Source organism: Skermanella rosea (assembly GCF_016806835.2).
In the GTDB taxonomy this organism is placed as follows: Bacteria; Pseudomonadota; Alphaproteobacteria; order Azospirillales; family Azospirillaceae; genus Skermanella; species Skermanella rosea.
This window is the reverse complement of record NZ_CP086111.1, coordinates 2,300,213-2,316,488: the sequence shown is the minus strand read 5'-3', so window position 1 is coordinate 2,316,488 and position 16,276 is coordinate 2,300,213. Positions and strand designations below refer to the sequence as shown.

The 16,276-nt window shown below is 66.9% G+C and carries 17 protein-coding genes and 3 tRNA genes; 8 read left to right on the top strand and 12 right to left on the bottom strand.

Features of this window, described 5'->3' with window-relative positions; translation table 11 throughout:
• Positions 1 to 100: 100 nt before the first annotated feature.
• The 7 genes from clpP to JL101_RS10525 all read right to left on the bottom strand — a co-directional run bounded on the left by clpP (position 101) and on the right by JL101_RS10525 (position 6,189).
• Positions 101 to 736: an ATP-dependent Clp endopeptidase proteolytic subunit ClpP gene (clpP, locus tag JL101_RS10555; RefSeq protein WP_201080751.1), complete on the bottom strand. Its 636-nt coding sequence runs from the start codon at positions 734 to 736 to the stop codon at positions 101 to 103.
• Between the two features lie 197 nt (positions 737 to 933).
• Entirely contained in the window at positions 934 to 2,277 is a 1,344-nt protein-coding gene (gene tig / locus JL101_RS10550; protein WP_203099012.1) for a trigger factor, read from the bottom strand.
• 76 nt (positions 2,278 to 2,353) lie between these two features.
• Positions 2,354 to 2,438 (bottom strand) — tRNA-Leu (locus tag JL101_RS10545).
• Positions 2,439 to 2,601: 163 nt separating this feature from the next.
• Positions 2,602 to 2,832, bottom strand: a complete 231-nt coding sequence (locus JL101_RS10540; RefSeq protein WP_201080754.1) for a hypothetical protein — start codon at positions 2,830 to 2,832, stop codon at positions 2,602 to 2,604.
• Between the two features lie 117 nt (positions 2,833 to 2,949).
• On the bottom strand, positions 2,950 to 4,422 hold the full coding sequence (locus JL101_RS10535; protein WP_203099013.1) for a malonyl-CoA decarboxylase: 1,473 nt from the start codon (positions 4,420 to 4,422) through the stop codon (positions 2,950 to 2,952).
• Between the two features lie 75 nt (positions 4,423 to 4,497).
• Positions 4,498 to 5,964, bottom strand: a complete 1,467-nt coding sequence (locus tag JL101_RS10530; RefSeq protein ID WP_203099014.1) for an NAD(P)H-hydrate dehydratase — start codon at positions 5,962 to 5,964, stop codon at positions 4,498 to 4,500.
• Between the two features lie 149 nt (positions 5,965 to 6,113).
• Positions 6,114 to 6,189, bottom strand: a tRNA-His gene (locus JL101_RS10525).
• A 282-nt stretch (positions 6,190 to 6,471) separates the two neighbouring features.
• On the opposite strand from JL101_RS10525, the gene JL101_RS10520 reads away from it, so the two are divergent.
• The 5 genes from JL101_RS10520 (at position 6,472) to JL101_RS10500 (ending at position 11,439) form a co-directional block, all read left to right on the top strand.
• Positions 6,472 to 6,822 (top strand): P-II family nitrogen regulator, encoded by a 351-nt coding sequence (locus JL101_RS10520; protein WP_201080761.1) that lies wholly within the window; start codon positions 6,472 to 6,474, stop codon positions 6,820 to 6,822.
• A gap of 320 nt (positions 6,823 to 7,142) precedes the next feature.
• On the top strand, positions 7,143 to 8,552 hold the full coding sequence (glnA, locus tag JL101_RS10515; RefSeq protein ID WP_203099015.1) for a type I glutamate--ammonia ligase: 1,410 nt from the start codon (positions 7,143 to 7,145) through the stop codon (positions 8,550 to 8,552).
• Positions 8,553 to 8,874: 322 nt separating this feature from the next.
• Positions 8,875 to 9,600: an ATP-binding cassette domain-containing protein gene (locus tag JL101_RS10510; RefSeq protein WP_203099016.1), complete on the top strand. Its 726-nt coding sequence runs from the start codon at positions 8,875 to 8,877 to the stop codon at positions 9,598 to 9,600.
• On the top strand, positions 9,594 to 10,442 hold the full coding sequence (locus JL101_RS10505) for a substrate-binding domain-containing protein (protein WP_407697423.1): 849 nt from the start codon (positions 9,594 to 9,596) through the stop codon (positions 10,440 to 10,442). Before JL101_RS10510 ends, JL101_RS10505 begins: the two co-directional genes overlap by 7 nt.
• A 103-nt stretch (positions 10,443 to 10,545) precedes the next feature.
• Positions 10,546 to 11,439: a helix-turn-helix transcriptional regulator gene (locus JL101_RS10500; RefSeq protein WP_203099017.1), complete on the top strand. Its 894-nt coding sequence runs from the start codon at positions 10,546 to 10,548 to the stop codon at positions 11,437 to 11,439.
• 83 nt (positions 11,440 to 11,522) lie between these two features.
• On the opposite strand, the gene JL101_RS10495 is transcribed toward JL101_RS10500, so the two are convergent.
• Both JL101_RS10495 and JL101_RS10490 read right to left on the bottom strand, forming a co-directional pair.
• Positions 11,523 to 11,598: transfer RNA gene (locus JL101_RS10495), tRNA-Asn, on the bottom strand.
• Positions 11,599 to 11,671: 73 nt separating this feature from the next.
• Positions 11,672 to 12,133: a YaiI/YqxD family protein gene (locus tag JL101_RS10490; RefSeq protein WP_203099018.1), complete on the bottom strand. Its 462-nt coding sequence runs from the start codon at positions 12,131 to 12,133 to the stop codon at positions 11,672 to 11,674.
• Between the two features lie 135 nt (positions 12,134 to 12,268).
• Between JL101_RS10490 and JL101_RS10485 the strand changes: the two genes are divergently transcribed.
• Together JL101_RS10485 and JL101_RS10480 are read left to right on the top strand one after the other, a co-directional pair.
• Positions 12,269 to 12,478 (top strand): hypothetical protein, encoded by a 210-nt coding sequence (locus JL101_RS10485; protein WP_228435397.1) that lies wholly within the window; start codon positions 12,269 to 12,271, stop codon positions 12,476 to 12,478.
• A gap of 11 nt (positions 12,479 to 12,489) precedes the next feature.
• On the top strand, positions 12,490 to 12,870 hold the full coding sequence (locus JL101_RS10480; protein WP_203099020.1) for a hypothetical protein: 381 nt from the start codon (positions 12,490 to 12,492) through the stop codon (positions 12,868 to 12,870).
• 24 nt (positions 12,871 to 12,894) lie between these two features.
• On the opposite strand, the gene JL101_RS10475 is transcribed toward JL101_RS10480, so the two are convergent.
• The 3 genes from JL101_RS10475 to JL101_RS10465 are packed head-to-tail and all read right to left on the bottom strand — an operon-like array spanning position 12,895 to position 15,440.
• Positions 12,895 to 13,389, bottom strand: coding sequence for a hypothetical protein (locus JL101_RS10475; protein ID WP_203099021.1), 495 nt, complete (start codon positions 13,387 to 13,389; stop codon positions 12,895 to 12,897).
• A 59-nt stretch (positions 13,390 to 13,448) separates the two neighbouring features.
• Positions 13,449 to 14,645 carry an acyl-CoA dehydrogenase family protein gene (locus tag JL101_RS10470; protein ID WP_203099022.1) on the bottom strand — a complete coding sequence of 399 codons (1,197 nt, stop codon included), beginning with the start codon at positions 14,643 to 14,645 and terminating at the stop codon, positions 13,449 to 13,451.
• 30 nt (positions 14,646 to 14,675) lie between these two features.
• Positions 14,676 to 15,440 carry an SDR family NAD(P)-dependent oxidoreductase gene (locus JL101_RS10465; RefSeq protein WP_203099023.1) on the bottom strand — a complete coding sequence of 255 codons (765 nt, stop codon included), beginning with the start codon at positions 15,438 to 15,440 and terminating at the stop codon, positions 14,676 to 14,678.
• A gap of 173 nt (positions 15,441 to 15,613) precedes the next feature.
• On the opposite strand from JL101_RS10465, the gene JL101_RS10460 reads away from it, so the two are divergent.
• Positions 15,614 to 16,276: a DsbA family oxidoreductase gene (locus JL101_RS10460; RefSeq protein ID WP_203099024.1), complete on the top strand. Its 663-nt coding sequence runs from the start codon at positions 15,614 to 15,616 to the stop codon at positions 16,274 to 16,276.

Sequence of the window (16,276 nt, the reverse complement as noted above, 5' to 3'; positions counted from 1 at the left end):
GGGAAAACCCGGCGGCAAGACCTATCGTTGACCTTGCCGCACTGGAACAATCCTATTCAACAACACGCAATACGCGGCGATCAATATCTAGTTGGTGCGATCAAGTCGCCGGCGTGTCGCCCACGCCCGCCGGACGGCTCGTCACCACCTCGTCGATCAGGCCGAAGCTCTTGGCTTCCTCCGGCGACATGAACTTGTCGCGCTCCATCGCAGCCTCGATCACGTCCAGGGTCTGGCCGCTGTGCTTGGCATAGATGTCGTTCAACCGGGACCGCAGCTTCAGGATTTCCTGGGCCTGGATCTCGATGTCGGCCGCCTGCCCCTGGGCACCGCCGGAGGGCTGGTGGACCATGATCCGGCTGTTCGGCAGGGAGAACCGCTTGCCGGGCGCGCCCGCGGTCAGCAGGAGCGAGCCCATGCTGGCGGCCTGGCCGATGCAGACGGTCGAGACCGGCGGCCGGATGTACTGCATGGTGTCGTAGATCGCCAGGCCGGAGGTCACGTACCCGCCCGGCGAATTGATGTAGAAGGAGATGTCCTTGGTCGGGTTCTCCGACTCAAGGAACAGGAGCTGCGCGCAGATCAGGCTGGCAACGCCGTCGTTGACCGGACCGATCAGGAAGATGATGCGCTCCTTCAAGAGGCGCGAATAGATGTCGAACGCGCGCTCGCCGCGATTGGTCTGTTCGATGACCATCGGGACCAGAGCGTTCATCCGCGGCTCGAAATCGTTCATTCTTTTCGACTCTCCCGTTTCCCTGCCTCGCGCGGCCCGAGGTCTCGGGCCCGCAGCCAGGGCTTTGATCCCTGATGGCGGCCCGCCGGCTGGTGCCGCCGGGCCGTCCGTCCCATCGATCCCGTCCCGCGGGCCCGGTCGCCCGGACCCGATCGCACCGGACCCGATTCGCCGGGCGCGGTCCGCCGAAAGCCCGATCAGGCCGCGGCGGTATCCTCGGACTCGTCCGGATCGCGCACCAGTTCCTCGACCGAGACGGTCTTCTCGTTCACCTTAGCGAGTTCGAGGATGAAGTCGATGACCTTGTCCTCGAACAGCGGCGCGCGAAGGTTGTCGATCGCCCGCGGATTGCTGCGGAAGAACTCGAACACCTCGCGTTCCTGCCCCGGATAGCGCTGGGCCTCGGTGATGAGGGCCCGGTTCAACTCGTCCTGGGTCACCTGGATATTGTTGCGGCGACCGACTTCTGAAAGGAGCAGCCCGAGGCGGACGCGGCGTTCCGCGATGCCCCGGTACTCCGCCTTCAGCTCGTCCTCGCTCTTGCCGGCCTCCTCGGCGTCGGGGCCGCCCCGCTTCAGCTCTTCCTGGAGCCGGTTCCAGATCGTCTCGAACTCGATGTCGACCATGCCGGCCGGGACGTCGAAGCTGTGGGTATCCGCCAGCTTGTCGAGCAGGGTGCGCTTCACCTTGGAACGCGAGATGCCGGCGTAATCCTGGCCGATGCGGTCCTTGATCATTTGCTTCAGGGCGGCAAGGTCGTCCGCGCCGAACTTCTTCGCGAACTCGTCGTCGATGACGGCCGCCGCGGGCTCCCGGATCTCCTTGACGTCCACCTCGAACACGGCTTCCTTGCCCTGGAGCTCGGCCGCGGCGTAGTTCTCGGGGAAGGTCACGGTCACGGTGCGGTGATCACCCGGCTTGGAGCCGACGAGCTGCTCCTCGAAGGTCCCGACGAAGCTGTTGGAGCCGAGCTCCAGCCGGTGATCCTTCGCGTCCATGCCGGGCTTCGCCTCGCCGTCGACGGTGCCGGCGAAGTCGATCACCAGGATGTCGCCGTTGCGGGCCGGGCGATCCTCGGTCACGGGCTGGGAGTCGCGGCTGCTCTTGGCCAGCCGCTCCAGCGTCTCGTCGACCTGCTTGTCGTCCACCTCGGCGACGACCCGCTCCAGCTCGATCGTGGAGAAGTCGACCGGCTCGATATCCGGCAGCAGTTCCACCGCCATGTCGTATTCCAGATTCCCGCCTTCCGAGAACGCGGTCACTTGGATCTTCGGCTGGAGCGCCGGGCGCAGGCCGCGCTCGTCGATCGCCTGCTGCGAGCTGTCATTGACCGCCGCTTCCAGGACTTCGCCCATGACCGACTGAGCATAGCGCTGCTTCACGATGGGCATCGGGACCTTGCCCGGGCGGAAGCCCGGTATCCGAAGCGTCCTGCCCAGCTCCTGGAGCCGGCTGTTGACCTTCGTCTCGATCTCCTGGGCGGGAATGACGACCTTGTATTCACGCTTGAGGCCGTCGGCGCTCGTCTCGGTAATCTGCATTGGACTGGAAGCCTGTTTCGTTGGCGACCGGTGCTCGCCGGTCGCGGCTTGAGAACCTCGGGTACGGCTGGCCTGATGGTGCGGGCGAAGGGACTCGAACCCCCACGACTTGCGTCACCGGAACCTAAATCCGGCGCGTCTACCAATTCCGCCACGCCCGCACAGGCAGCCCCGCGCAGGCGAAATTGGACACCCGCCCGCCGGGTTTGCCTCTATAGCACACCGATTTCGGGACAAACAGGCTAAGATTTCCGCACGAACGAAAGGGGCTCGAACCGGGGCACGGCCACTGCCGCGCCGCCGCCCCGGACGGGCCGGAGAGGGTCAGGCGAGCACACGCTCGCTGAACAGTTCGGAAAAGGAGCTGAGGGCCAGGGTCCGCAACTCGTCCGCCGTATCGACGCGCTCATAATGCACGCTGAAACGGACATGGGGAATTCCGACGCTGTCCTTGGAAACCGCCAGCACGCGCGCGGTCTCGACTATCTTGCCGGGCGTGGTCCGCCGGAACACCGAACCTTCGATAACGTCTACCGGAGCCTTCCGCCGTCTCAAGAACATGGGTTCCGTCCCGCTCTAGCGTGGTTAATAACAGCACCGCAAAGACTAGAGGACCCCTCTTTATGAAGAGTTAAAGCAACATGCAACACATTTGAGACAATTTGATTGACATCATCCGGTACTCTTGAGCTGCGCGCGGACATATGAGGAAACATTGATATTTCCGTCGCCCGTGTATGCTTCATGATTGGACTCGATATCGGCCAGCTTGTAGCGGTAATTGATCATCATGCCCGCGGATTGGCGAAGCCCGTTTTCCGACGTGTCGCCAAGCCAGTTCAGCCGCTCCATGCGGGCGCCGTTCGACAGGTGGAAGTGGGCGACCGGGTCCCGCGCCCGCCGGCCCGCCTTCGCCTCGATCAGGTAAGTGGCGCACAGACGCATCAGGATCGGCTTCACCACTTTCACGATCGCCTCGTCGCGGTGCCATCCGGGACGATCCAGCACCGCGGCAAGACTGGCGGCCTTCTCCGCGGGCAGGATCTCGGTATCCGTGAAGAGGTCGGCGACCCGGGCCCGTTCCGACGTCGTCAGGATATCGCCGTCGTCGGTCGCCTCCGCCGCGGCCATCTCGGCATCGAGCCAGCGCCGGAAGCCGGGGATCGGCGACAGGGTCGCGAAATACTTCAGCTTGGGGAACTCGGCGGTCAGGCTGTCGACGACCCGCTTGATCAGGAAGTTGCCGAAGCTGATCCCCGCCAATCCCTTCTGGGCGTTAGAGATCGAATAGAAGATCGCGGTATCCGCCGTCTGCGGGTCCTGGACCGGCGCCGCCTCGTCCAGAAGCGTCTGGACATTGCCCGACATGCCGCTGACCAGCGCGACCTCGACGAAGATCAGCGGCTCGTCGGGCATGCGGGGATGGAAGAAGGCGAAGCAGCGGCGATCCGAGTCGAGACGGTCCTTCAGGTCCTGCCATCCCCGGATGGCGTGCACCGCCTCGTAGGCGATCAGCTTCTCCAGCAGCGCGGCCGGACTGTCCCAGGTGATTCGCCGCAGTTCCAGGAAGCCGACATCGAACCAGTTCTTCAGCAGCGTCTTGAGGTCGGCCTCCAGGGCGGCCATCAGCGGATCGTCCGAAGCCCATTCCAGGAGCTGGGCGCGCATGTCCACGAGGAACTTCACCCCCTCCGGCAGGCCGTTGAACTGTGTCAGCAACCGCATCCGCCCCGGCTCGAGGGCTTCGCGGAGCTTACGCTCCGCCTTGCCGCGCAGCACGGGGTCCGGCGCCTTGTGGAAGGCGTCGACCGCCTGGTCGACCGTGGCCCGGTCCACGTCGAAGTCGCGCGACAGGATCGTCAGGAAGTTACGCCGCCCCGTCGAGTCGAGGCTCAGATAGGTGCGGCCCAGTTCGGCCGCCCGGGCGCGGGCCGAGACCTCGCCGCCCCGCCCCGCCAGGCAGGCCTGCATCTGGACGCGGAGCCGGTCCGCATCCTCGCGCGGCAGGTGGGGCCGCGGCGTCGCGCCGACCGCCTCGCGCGAGAAGGCCGCGATGTCGCGCCAGGCGGAGCGCAGGTTCTCCAGGGTACGGTCGAACAGCGAGGGGGACGGCTGCTCTTCGAGGGGCGTCGGGAGCTGGGTCATGTCCGCGATCTTGGTGGACTCGCGGCCGGCCGATCAAGGGCAAAGCCGCCGCGGCGGCCATACTTCACGGAAGCTTCACGAGTCCCCGCGCAGGCGGCGCAGCACGGCGGGAAGCGCTTCCGACAGGTCCTCCGCGATCAGCCCGGGGCCGACGGCGCGGGCCGCCTCCCCATGCAACCAGGCCGCCGCGGCGCCGGCCTCGAAGGCCGGCATCCCCTGGGCCATCAGGCCGACGGCCAGCCCGGCCAGCACATCGCCGGCCCCGGCCGTCGCCAGCTCGGGCGGCGCGTTGGCGTTGATCACCGCCCGGTCGTCCGGCGCGGAGATCACGGTATCGGGCCCCTTCAGCAGCACGACGGCACCCGCCCGGGCCGCCGCCCGGCGGGCTTGCGACAGTTTGTCTCCCTCGATGCCGAACAGGCGCTTGAACTCCCCGGCATGGGGCGTCAACAGGCAGCGGTCGCTGAGGGCGCGGTACAGGTCGGTCGAATGGTCGGCGAAGGCGGTCAAGCCGTCCGCGTCGATCACCATCGCCTTGCCGGCCCGGAGCGCGCCCAGCACATGGCCGCAGGTCTCCGTCCCGGTCCCCGCTCCCGGCCCGACCAGCACGGCATTGCGGCGCGGATCGGACATCAGGTCATCGAAACTCCCCGAGTCGTCGAGCGGGGACACGATGGTGCCGGGGTCGGATGCGGCATAGATCGGGAAGGTCCCCGGGTCGCAGGCGATGCTGACCAGTCCCGCGCCGACTCGCCGCGCCGCCCGGGCAGCCAGGCGGGCGGCACCGGTCATCCGGGCGCCCCCGAACACCACGGCGTGGCCCCGGTCGAACTTGTGACCGTCGAGCCTCGGCCAGGGAAACCCCGAAAACCAGGATGCCGGCCCGTTCTCGGCGAGCCTCGGCGCGATCCCGTCCAGCACCCGGTCGGGAATCCCGATGTCGGCCACCACCAAGTCGCCGCACAGGACGCGACCGGGCAGCAACAGATGCCCGGGCTTCTTCCGGAAAAAGGTGACCGTCACGCAAGCCGGCGCCGCGGCGCCGAGCACGGCGCCCGTATCGCCGTGGATGCCGCTGGGGATGTCCACCGCCACCGTCGGAACGGCGCGGGCGGCCAGATCCTCCACCACGGCCCGCGCCATGCCCTCCAGCGGCTTGGACAGGCCGGCCCCGAACAGGGCGTCCACCGCGACATCGGCCCCGTCGAGCAGTTCGGGCGCGAGGAACGCCACCGGCCCGTTCCAGCGCCCGGCCATGACCGCGGCGTCGCCCCGCAGAGCCTCGCGGCTGCCGAGCAGCCCGACCCGCACCGACCATCCCTGCCCCGCAAGCAGACGGGCGACGACGAAACCGTCGCCGCCGTTGTTGCCGGGCCCGCAGAGCACGGCCACGGTACCGGGTGGCCGGCGGGCCGAAACGACCCGGGCGACGGCGGCCCCGGCCGCCTCCATCAGGGTTTCGCCGGAAACGCCGCCCTCGATCGTGAGCGCGTCCGCACGATACATCTCGGCGACCGTCAGCAAAGCGTTCTGTGCTGCCATCGGAGAACTCCCGGTTGGAACTCGGCCATGTCGGCCGGCTGCATGCCGGCAGAACGGCATGGGGCAAAGCATAACAGCCCGCGCTCCCCAAGGGGGCCGCAGGATGCGCCGACTTCGCTCTATTCGGAAGGGAATTTCCCGGAATGGGATGGGGCGACGGATGGGACTCGAACCCACGACCACTCGGACCACAACCGAGGGCTCTACCAACTGAGCTACCGCCGCCACCGTTGGGGCCGTGTCTATGCCAAATCGCCGGAGCCCCGTCAAGGGACGAAATCGACCTCGGACGGCCGAAGTGCCACGCGGCGGCGTGACGTGTCGATCTGCACACTGTTTAGGCAATGTGCACACCAGCTCATCAGATCCGTGCCGGCTGCGGCGGCAGGCGCTGCTGCAGAAAGACCGCCCCGCTTGCTCCGGCAAGGCAATCGGGCGTTGGCATGCCCCGTGCTTTACGGGATGATGAGCACCGCTCGGTGGCGCGCCGCCATCCACGGGGAGTCGTTGATCAGCATCATGAAAAAAATCGAAGCCATCATTAAGCCGTTCAAGCTCGACGAAGTGAAGGAAGCCCTTCACGAGGTCGGCATCAAGGGCATTACCGTCACCGAGGCCAAGGGCTTCGGGCGGCAGAAGGGTCATACGGAATTGTACCGTGGCGCGGAATACGTCGTGGACTTCCTGCCGAAGGTGAAGATCGAGGTGGTGATGGACGACAGTCTGGTCGACCGCGCCATCGAGGCCATCCAGACGGCTGCCCACACCGGCCGCATCGGCGACGGCAAGATCTTCGTGACTCCGGTCGAGGAAGTCGTCCGGATCCGAACCGGCGAGAAGGGAAGCGACGCCGTCTGACGCGCATCGACCGCCCCTGACCGCTCCACCCCATTCGGACGGCCCACGGCGATTCGCGCGCAGCGCGGGAAGCCACCGCGGCCGTCCCGGATCAGATCTTGACGCCGGCCGATCCGGCCGCGCGTCCGGCTCGATAAACATCGCGGGCAAAGCCGGCCGGACAGCCACATTGCCGCAATTCCGCTGACGGATAAGCTGTGGATTGTGCGTCCGGAAAGGTCGTGACATAACAACGCCCGCGCGCGTCACCAAAATCGGTTTCTCCCCGTCCTCCTCGGCGGGAGCGAGCCAGCGTCAACCATAGAAACGGATCCCGAGGCATGTCTGACATCAGCAAGGTCTTCGACCTGATCAAGGAACACGACGTCAAGTACGTCGACCTTCGCTTCACCGACCCGCGCGGCAAGCTGCAGCACACCGCGCAGCACGTCTCCACGATGAACGAAGAAGCCTTCACCGACGGCATCATGTTCGACGGTTCATCGATTGCGGGCTGGAAGGCGATCAACGAGTCCGACATGACCCTGATGCCGGACGCCGCGACCGCGGTGATGGACCCGTTCGCGGCCCAGCCGATGCTGAACATCTTCTGCGACGTCTACGAGCCCTCCAGCGGCCAGCCCTACAACCGCGACCCGCGCTCGATCGCCAAGGCGGCCCAGGCGCACATGGAAGCGGCCGGTATCGGCGACACCGCCTATTTCGGTCCGGAAGCCGAGTTCTTCGTCTTCGACGACGTCCGCTACGAAGTCTCGATGAACCAGTGCTTCTACAAGATCGACAGCGAGGAAGGCCCGTACATCACCGGCAAGGAACTGCCGGACGGCAACCTGGGCCACCGCCCGACCGTCAAGGGCGGCTACTTCCCGGTTCCGCCGGTCGACTCGGGCCAGGACCTGCGCGCCGAGATGCTGACCGTGCTTGGCGAGATGGGCGTCGAGATCGAGAAGCACCACCACGAGGTGGCGGCTTCCCAGCACGAACTCGGCATCAAGTTCGACACGCTGGTCAAGACCGCCGACAACATGCAGCAGTTCAAGTATGTGGTGCATAACGTCGCCGCGGCCTACGGCAAGACCGCCACGTTCATGCCGAAGCCGGTCTACGGCGACAACGGCTCGGGCATGCACTGCCACCAGTCGATCTGGAAGGATGGCCAGCCGATCTTCGCCGGCTCGGGCTACGCCGACCTTTCCGACATGGCGCTGTACTACATCGGCGGCATCATCAAGCACGCCCGCGCGCTGAACGCATTCACCAACCCGTCGACCAACAGCTACAAGCGTCTGGTCCCGGGTTACGAGGCTCCGGTGCTGCTGGCCTACTCGGCCCGCAACCGCTCGGCGTCCTGCCGCATCCCCTATGTCGCGAGCCCGAAGGGCAAGCGCGTCGAGGTCCGGTTCCCCGACCCGTCGGCCAACCCGTACCTGGCCTTCGCCGCCATGCTGATGGCCGGCCTGGACGGCATCCAGAACAAGATCCATCCCGGCGACGCGATGGACAAGAACCTGTACGACCTGCCCCCGGAAGAGCTGGCCGCGGTCCCGACCGTGTGCGGCTCGCTCCGCCAGGCGCTCGACAGCCTCGAAGCCGACCACGATTTCCTGACCAAGGGCGACGTTTTCGCCCCGGACATGATCGCGGCCTACATCGAGCTGAAGCGCGAAGAGCAGATGGCCTTCGAGACCTCGCCGCACCCGATCGAGTACAAGATGTACTACTCGGTCTGATCGGACCCTTTCGAAGCTCAGCTACCGACCGAAAGGCGGGGCAGCGGTTCATCCGCTGCCCCGCTCTTTTTTTTGCCAGTATGGAGCCGGGAGATCTTTCGGTACACGGCCTGCTTAAAGAATAGGCACCCAACCCGCAGTTCGACCGCCCCGCGCTCCAGATGATCGCCGGCATGAAAGGGATTCTCCACAGAGCGCAATCGTCCGCAGACTTGCGCTTTCTCTGGAAATCTTGCAGGTTTCTGCATGTTCTTGCATGAAACCGGCAGGAGGTTCGGGGTTGGCCGCCGCGTTCCTCCGGCCGCCGATCCCGGGAAGCCCGATGCGTGATCTACCGACCAGCCTGCCGCTTCGCTTGAAGGAAGTCCGCTATGCGGTCGGGGGAACGACGCTGATCCCGGGGCTGGACCTGGTGCTGGACGGGCGCGGTCCCACGGCGGTGCTCGGTCCCAACGGTGCCGGCAAGAGCCTGACGTTGCGCCTCTGCCACGGCCTGATTCGCCCGACCGCCGGCACCGTGAGCTGGCTCGGTCCCGGCGCCGCGCTCGGACGCAGGCGGGACGCCATGGTGTTCCAGCGGCCGGTGATGCTGCGCCGGTCGGCATTCGGGAACCTCGTCCACGCGCTTGCCCTCTCCGGACTCGGATACAAGGCCCGCCGCGAAGCGGCCCGTGCGGCGCTCGACCGCTTCGGGCTGGGTGCGCTGGCGGACCGTCCGGCCCGCGTCCTGTCGGGCGGGGAGCAGCAGCGGCTGGCTTTGGCGCGCGCCTGGTCCCTGAAGCCCGAAGTGCTGTTCCTCGACGAGCCGACCGCCAACCTCGACCCCACGGCCACGCGCGCCGTCGAGTCCATGATCGGGGAATTCGTGCGGGACGGCATCAAGATCGTCATGACCACCCACGACCTCGGGCAGGCGCGCCGCATCGCGCAGGAAATCATCTTCCTCAACCGCGGCCGGCTGATCGAGCAGACGTCGGCCCCGGCCTTCTTCGACCAACCGCGGACCCAAGAAGCCGCAGCCTTCCTGAGAGGAGACCTCCTATGCTGACCACCCTGACGCGGCGGCGCCTGTTCGGCGCCCTGATGGCTGCGGGCCTGTGCGCGAGCTCCGGCCTGCCCGCCCCGGCGCAGGACCGATTCATCACGGTCGCGTCCACCACCTCGACCGAGCAGTCCGGCCTGTTCGGCCACATCCTGCCGATCTTCAAGGACAAAACCGGAATCGACGTGCGCGTCGTGGCCCAGGGCACCGGCCAGGCGTTGGAAACCGGCCGCAGGGGCGACGCCGACGTCGTGTTCGTCCACGACGCCAAGTCGGAGGAGAAGTTCGTCGCCGACGGCTTCGCCAAGAAGCGCGACGACGTGATGTACAACGACTTCGTCATCGTCGGCCCCGCATCGGACCCGGCCGGGATCGCGGGCATGAAGAACGTCACCGGGGCCTTGGAGAAGATCGCGGCCGCCAAGGCTCCGTTCGCCTCCCGCGGCGACGACAGCGGAACGCACAAGGCCGAGCAGCGGCTCTGGCAGATGGCCGGCGTGGACGTCTCCGGGGCATCGTCCGACTGGTACCGCGCCACCGGTTCCGGCATGGGGCCGACACTGAACACCAGCGCGGCGATGAACGCCTATACCTTGGCCGACCGAGGAACCTGGCTGAGCTTCAAGAACCGGGGGGATCTCCGAATCCTGGTCGAGGGTGACAAACGGCTGTTCAACCAGTATGGCGTCATGCTGGTCAATCCGGAGAAGCATCCGCATGTGAAGGTCGAGGCCGGCGTCAGCTTCATCGATTGGCTGACCTCGACCGAGGGACAGCAAGCCATCGCGGGCTACAGGATCGACGGCGAGCAGCTCTTCTTCCCGAACGCCGACAAGGCGGGAAGCTGACCGCTTCCGGACATCCCTGGCGTCGGCCGGCACGGCGGCTATAGTTGGCATCCGGCGCGATCGCGTCCAAGACCAACGACCCGATGCAGCGAGAGGTCCGGGGATGTCCGACTTGATGAACACCCAGGAGGTGGCAGCCTATCTTCGGATCAAGGAACGCAAGATCTATGATCTGGTCCGGCAGGCCGCCATCCCCTGCACCCGCGTCGGCGGCAAGTGGCTTTTCCCCAAAGCCCAGATCGACCAGTGGCTGAAGCTGAGCGAGCCTCCCGCTGCCGAGCGGCACGCTCCCGCCGCCACCGCCGCGCCCCGCGTGATCGCCGGGAGCCATGATCCGTTCCTGGAATGGTGCGTTTCCACGTCGGGCTGCGGGCTGGCCCTGCTGACCGGGGGCAGCCTGGACGGCCTGGAACGGCTGGCCGCCGGCCAAGCCGCCGCCTGCGGCATCCACATCCTCTCGCCGGAGACCGGCGACTACAACATTCCCGCGATCCGGAGCAAGCTCGGCGACCTCGACGTGGTGGCGATCGAGTGGGCATGGCGGGAGCAAGGCTTGGTGGTCGCCTCCGGCAATCCGCTCGGCCTGTCCCGGATCGAGGATCTCGCGACGAAGAAGCCGCGCATCGCGGCGCGACCGCCGGCTTCGGGTGCCCGCGTGCTGATGGATGATCTGCTGGACCGCGCCGGCATCGGCTGGAGCGACCTCCCCGTCGCCGAGCATCCCGCCCGGAGCGAGCTGGAAGTCGGTCTCGCGATCCTCGACGGCCGTGCCGACACCGGGGTGGCGGTCCGCGCGGTGGCACGGCAACTTCGTCTGGATTTCGTGCCGCTCCACCGCGAACGTTACGACCTCGTGATGCGCCGGCGGGATTATTTCGAACCCGAAATGCAGGCGCTGCTTGCCTTCGCCCGGACGGAGGAGGCGATCGCCAAGTCCCGGGACCTTCTCGGCTACGATATCTCGACTTTCGGCAAGGTCTGGTACAACGCTCCCTGACGGAGCCGCCCGAACCGATGCCTCGAAACGAAACAACGCCGCAGCGGATGCTGCGGCGTTGCGGAAGGAAGACCTTCTTGATTTGGCTCCCGGTGCTGGACTCGAACCAGCGACAGGCGGATTAACAGTCCACTGCTCTACCAACTGAGCTAACCGGGATCAGTGAGAGGGTTTCTAGCAGCCGGATTCCGGGTCCGCAAGGGGAAATTCACGGAAAATCGACCGCTCGGTTTCACTTGATTCCAACGCTTCTCCGGATCGCCTGGATGTCCTGGTCGAGTTGCTGGAGGAAGCGCGAACGGTCCTGTTTTCCCAGCGGCGCCGGCCCGCCGGTGATCAGCCCGCTCTCGCGAAGATGCTGGCTCAACTCGCGCCCGGCCAGCGCCTGCCCGATGGTGGCGTCGGTGAAGGGCTTGCCGGTAGAACCGATCACCCGGGCGCCCATCTTCAGGCAGCGGGACGCCAGCGGGATATCCGCGGTGACGACGATGTCGCCCTCGCCGCAATTCTCGGCGATCCAGTCGTCCGCGGCGTCGAAGGAGCCGCTGACGACCACCAGCCGGATCCGCTCGTCGAACGGCACCCGGAAAGGGCTGTTCGCCACCAGCGTGACCTTCAGCCGGTACCGTTCGGCAACCCGATAGACCTCGTCCTTCACCGGACAGGCGTCGGCATCGACATAGATGTGGAGCACGTCCCGACCCTTCTTTTCGAATGCTTAACCGGCCTCGTTCTATCACAGGGTATGCGATACGCGACGGAAAGACGGTCGAGCCGGTTGCCGGTCCTGGGTTCTGCGGCAGTCCTTGCCGGGGCTGCGGCTATGCTCATGGCTACGCTTCCCGCCCGGGCGAGCCAGGCCGAGGCCCGCTCCGTGGCCCTCGCCGCCAACTGCAAGCCGGGCAAGATCGAGCCGTTGCGCCAGATCGTCGGCGGCGTGGGAGAAACGGTCTTCAAGGTGTCCTGCACCGGCGGGAAGAACAAGGATGCCTTCGTCCTCGTCCAGTGCCGGGTACACCAGTGCGTCCTGCTGCGATGAGGGGATCTTGCATGGCCGACGCGGCACCACGCATCACGGTTTTTCTCGCCGCCGGCCTGCTCGCCGGCTGCTCCCTGATCGAAGGCCCGGTCGGCGCGGCCACCACCGGCGCTTCGGCCGTCCTGCTGGTGAATACCGGCAAGACGATCACCGACCATGCCGCGTCCTACATCATGGACGAGGATTGCAGCTTGGTGAACTACGAGCGGACGCGCCACTACTGCCGTCCCTATCCCGAGGTGGTCACCCGCGTCGAGCCGGAACTCTACTGCTACCGGACGCTCGCCCAGGTCGAATGCCATACCAGGCCCGAGCCCTACGGCAACAAGGAAACCCTGGTCGGCATCAGTCCCGCCTGGCCCCGCAAGGCGGAGCAGAAGCCGGAAAAGTAACCGGATCAGGCCGGGGCGGATACCTCAGTTCTGGTGCTTGCGCGCGTAGAGCGCGGCGAGCGCGCGCATGGTCTGCTGGTGCTTGGCGCCGGCCTTGGTCGGCGGAACCGGGTTGGTGGTCCCCAGCTTCAGCGCGCCGGCCGACCGGGGAGGCGTCGCGGCGGCCGGGCGCGGCGGCACGCCCTGCCCCATCATGGACAAGGCCTTGTCCAGCGCTTCCGGCGACAGCTGGCGCGGCGGCGACGGCCGGCCCGCAGGCTTCTGTACCGGGGGCTTCGGGGCCACAGGTTTCTGCACCGCCGGCGCCGGCGCGGGCACAGCCGCCGCGCCGGAACCCGGACGGGTCACCCGCTCGACCGTTCCGGTCACGATGCCCTTCAGGTACGGCGTGACCAGCCCGCGCAGCAGCCGGTCGTCGGCCTGGGCCCAACCCAGGAGAATATCCTGGGCGCGGGCGCGGCTACCCTGCGAGGCGACCAGGGCCTCCCGGATTTTGGCATTGGTGTAGCTGTCGGACATGGCTCGCCACCGGAACGGAACTCCGAGAGATAGTCTTTCGCGATGCGGTTAACAAAGCGTCACCGCCAACCCCAGAAATCCATGCCCTCGTCCATGTAGAACCGGCTGAGCACCATCTTGTGGACCTCCGACGCCCCGTCCACCAGCCGGGCCTGCCGGGCATAGCGGTACATCCACTCCAGCGGCGTGTCCTTGGAATAGCCCCTCGCCCCGCATAGCTGGATCGCCGTGTCCACCGCCTTGTGCAGGGTTTCGCTGACCTGGATCTTCGCCATGGAAACCTCCTTCCGGGCGAAATCGCCCTGGTCGAGCTTCCACGCCGCCCGCATGGTCAGCAGCCGCCCGACCTCGATCGCCATGGCCGCCTCGCCCATCAGCCACTGCACGCCCTCGTGCTGGTGCAGCTTGGAGCCGAAGCTGTCGCGCTCCCGGACATAGGTCGCGGCGATCTCGGTCGCGCGCTTGGCCATGCCGAGCCAGCGCATGCAGTGCGTCAGGCGCGCGGTGCCGAGCCGGATCTGGGTCAGCTTCAACCCGTCGCCGATGTTCATCAGAACGTTCTCGGGCGCGATCTCCAGTCCGTCGAAGCGCAGTTCGCAATGGCCGCCATGCTCCTCCGGTCCCATGATCGGGATGCGGCGGACGATCTCCCAGCCGGGCTGGTCGGCATCGAACAGGAAGGCGCTGAGTCCCTTCCGAGAATCGTCGGAGGTCCGCGCGATCAGGATGAAGTGCCGGGCGACCCCGGCCCCCGTGATGTACCATTTGTGGCCGTTGACGACCCAGCGGTCGCCGCGCCATTCGGCCCGGGTCCTCATCGCCGAGGGATCGGAGCCGGCCCCCGGCATGGGCTCGGTCATTGCGAAGGCGGAACGGACCTTCCCGTCGACGATCGGCTGGAGCCAGCGCTCCTTCTGGGCTTCGGTCGCGACCTTCTCCAGCACGATCATGTTGCCGTCGTCGGGAGCGGCGGCGTTGAACGCGACCGGCCCGAAGATCGACCGGCCCATCTCCTCGTACAGGGCCGCCATTCCGACGACGCCCAGACCCAGGCCGCCCCGCGACTTCGGCATCTGCGGCGCCCACAGCCCGGCCTCCTTCGCCTGGGCACGGAGGCTGGCCAGGGGAGCGTCGGCGATGTTCTCATGCTCGTCGTAGCTCGCCGGATCGGACTCGAGCGGCAGGATGCGCTGGGCGACGAAGTCACGGACGCGGAGCCGGTAATCCTCGACCTCGGGGGAAAGCGTGAAATCCATGGAGGTTCACCAGAACAGTTGCTGAAGTTTCTAGAGCGATCCGACCAGATGGCCGCCATCGACCGCCAGCACGCTGCCGGTCATGTAGCGGCTGCCGTCGGACGCCAGCAGCAGCAGCGGCCCGTCCAGGTCCGCCGCCTGGCCCAGCCGCCGCTGCGGGATCCGCCGGATCAGGGCCTTGCCCGCATCGGTGCCGAAGAAGTCGCGGTTGATGTCGGTCTCGATATAGCCGGGCGCCAGCGCGTTGACGCGGATCTGATAGCGCGCCAGCTCCAGCGCCAGCTGCTTGGTCAGCTGGACCAGCGCCGCCTTGGACGTCGCATAGGCGGTGACCTGCCCGCCCTGGCGCAGCCCGAGGATCGACGCGATGTTGATGATGCTGCCACCATGGCCGAGCCGCACCATGTGCCGCGCCACCTCGGTCGCGACCAGCCAGGCGCCCTTCAGGTTGGTATCGAGCACCCGGTCCCAGGACGCCTCGTCCTGGTCGAGCGCCGCCACCGTCTCGGTCACGCCGGAATTGTTCACCAGCACGGTGATCGGCCCCAGCTCGGTCTCGGCCGCCTCGACGGCGGCGCGAACCGACGCCGCGTCTGTGACGTCGAGCGGCACGGCGATCGCCCGCCCGTCAAAACTCTCGATTTCCTGGGCTACGGCCTTCAAGGCGTCCGGACGCCGCGCCGCCAGGGCCACCTTGGCGCCGGCCCGGGCCAGGGTGATCGCGAAATGCCGCCCGAGTCCGCCGGACGCGCCGGTGACGAAGGCTATATGGCCGGAAAGGTCTGTCGTGCTCATGGTCTTCGCTGCCGATTTCTTTTCAAATGCCGCCGGTGCCGGGAGCACGGCCGGGCATTTCGTTTGTTCTACTGGCGGAGGCTCCCTCGGTCCTCAGGCGGATGGTTGGACCTGAGCCCCGAAAGGTCAAGCACCCTCGCAATCGGAACGCTCAAGAGACTATAATCAGCCCCATGATAGTGGAGATATATTCCGACCTGATCTGTCCGTGGTGCTATATCGGCAAGCGCCGGCTGGAGCTCGCCCTCGCGGAGCGGCCCAGGCTGCCGCTGGAACGCCGCTGGCAGCCCTACGAGCTCAACCCGGACATGGCGCCGGCCGGGATCGACCGCATAGCCTATCTCGCCGCGAAGTTCGGCGGCATCGAGCGGGCCCGGCAGGTCTACGGCGTGATCGAGGAGACCGCGGCCAAGGACGGCATCCCGATCCGGCTGGACCGCATCCGACGCACGCCCAACACGCTGGCGGCGCACAGGCTGGTCCGGCTGGCCGGCCGATCGGGGCTGGCCGACGTCATGACCGACCTGCTGTTCAACGCCTACTTCATCGAAAGCCTGGACATCGGCGACCGCGACGTCCTGCTGGCCAAGGCGGCGCAGGCCGGCCTCGACCCGGACCTGACCCGCGACTATCTGGCCAGCAACCTGGACGTGGCGGCGATCCGGGCGACGGAGTCGGTTGCCCGGCAACTGGGCATCCAGGCCGTGCCCTGCTTCATCTTCAACCGGCGCTATGCGCTTGCCGGCGCCCAGGAGCCGACCGCCTTCATGCCGCTGCTCGACCTCGCGGCGGAGGAGGTCGATGCGGTGGCCCAGCCGGTCACCCCCCGGGCCTGA

Excerpts from the sequence above, each read along its gene's own strand:
- JL101_RS10470 (WP_203099022.1), bottom strand. The coding sequence starts at position 14,645 with ATGGATTTCACGCTTTCCCCCGAGGTCGAGGATTACCGGCTCCGCGTC.
- JL101_RS10485 (WP_228435397.1), top strand. The coding sequence starts at position 12,269 with ATGGCTACGCTTCCCGCCCGGGCGAGCCAGGCCGAGGCCCGCTCCGTG.
- JL101_RS10460 (WP_203099024.1), top strand. The coding sequence starts at position 15,614 with ATGATAGTGGAGATATATTCCGACCTGATCTGTCCGTGGTGCTATATC.
- JL101_RS10480 (WP_203099020.1), top strand. The coding sequence starts at position 12,490 with ATGGCCGACGCGGCACCACGCATCACGGTTTTTCTCGCCGCCGGCCTG.
- clpP (WP_201080751.1), bottom strand. The coding sequence starts at position 736 with ATGAACGATTTCGAGCCGCGGATGAACGCTCTGGTCCCGATGGTCATC.
- JL101_RS10510 (WP_203099016.1), top strand. The coding sequence starts at position 8,875 with ATGCGTGATCTACCGACCAGCCTGCCGCTTCGCTTGAAGGAAGTCCGC.
- JL101_RS10500 (WP_203099017.1), top strand. The coding sequence starts at position 10,546 with ATGTCCGACTTGATGAACACCCAGGAGGTGGCAGCCTATCTTCGGATC.
- JL101_RS10505 (WP_407697423.1), top strand. The coding sequence starts at position 9,594 with ATGCTGACCACCCTGACGCGGCGGCGCCTGTTCGGCGCCCTGATGGCT.
- JL101_RS10530 (WP_203099014.1), bottom strand. The coding sequence starts at position 5,964 with ATGGCAGCACAGAACGCTTTGCTGACGGTCGCCGAGATGTATCGTGCG.
- tig (WP_203099012.1), bottom strand. The coding sequence starts at position 2,277 with ATGCAGATTACCGAGACGAGCGCCGACGGCCTCAAGCGTGAATACAAG.
- JL101_RS10475 (WP_203099021.1), bottom strand. The coding sequence starts at position 13,389 with ATGTCCGACAGCTACACCAATGCCAAAATCCGGGAGGCCCTGGTCGCC.
- JL101_RS10465 (WP_203099023.1), bottom strand. The coding sequence starts at position 15,440 with ATGAGCACGACAGACCTTTCCGGCCATATAGCCTTCGTCACCGGCGCG.
- glnA (WP_203099015.1), top strand. The coding sequence starts at position 7,143 with ATGTCTGACATCAGCAAGGTCTTCGACCTGATCAAGGAACACGACGTC.
- JL101_RS10535 (WP_203099013.1), bottom strand. The coding sequence starts at position 4,422 with ATGACCCAGCTCCCGACGCCCCTCGAAGAGCAGCCGTCCCCCTCGCTG.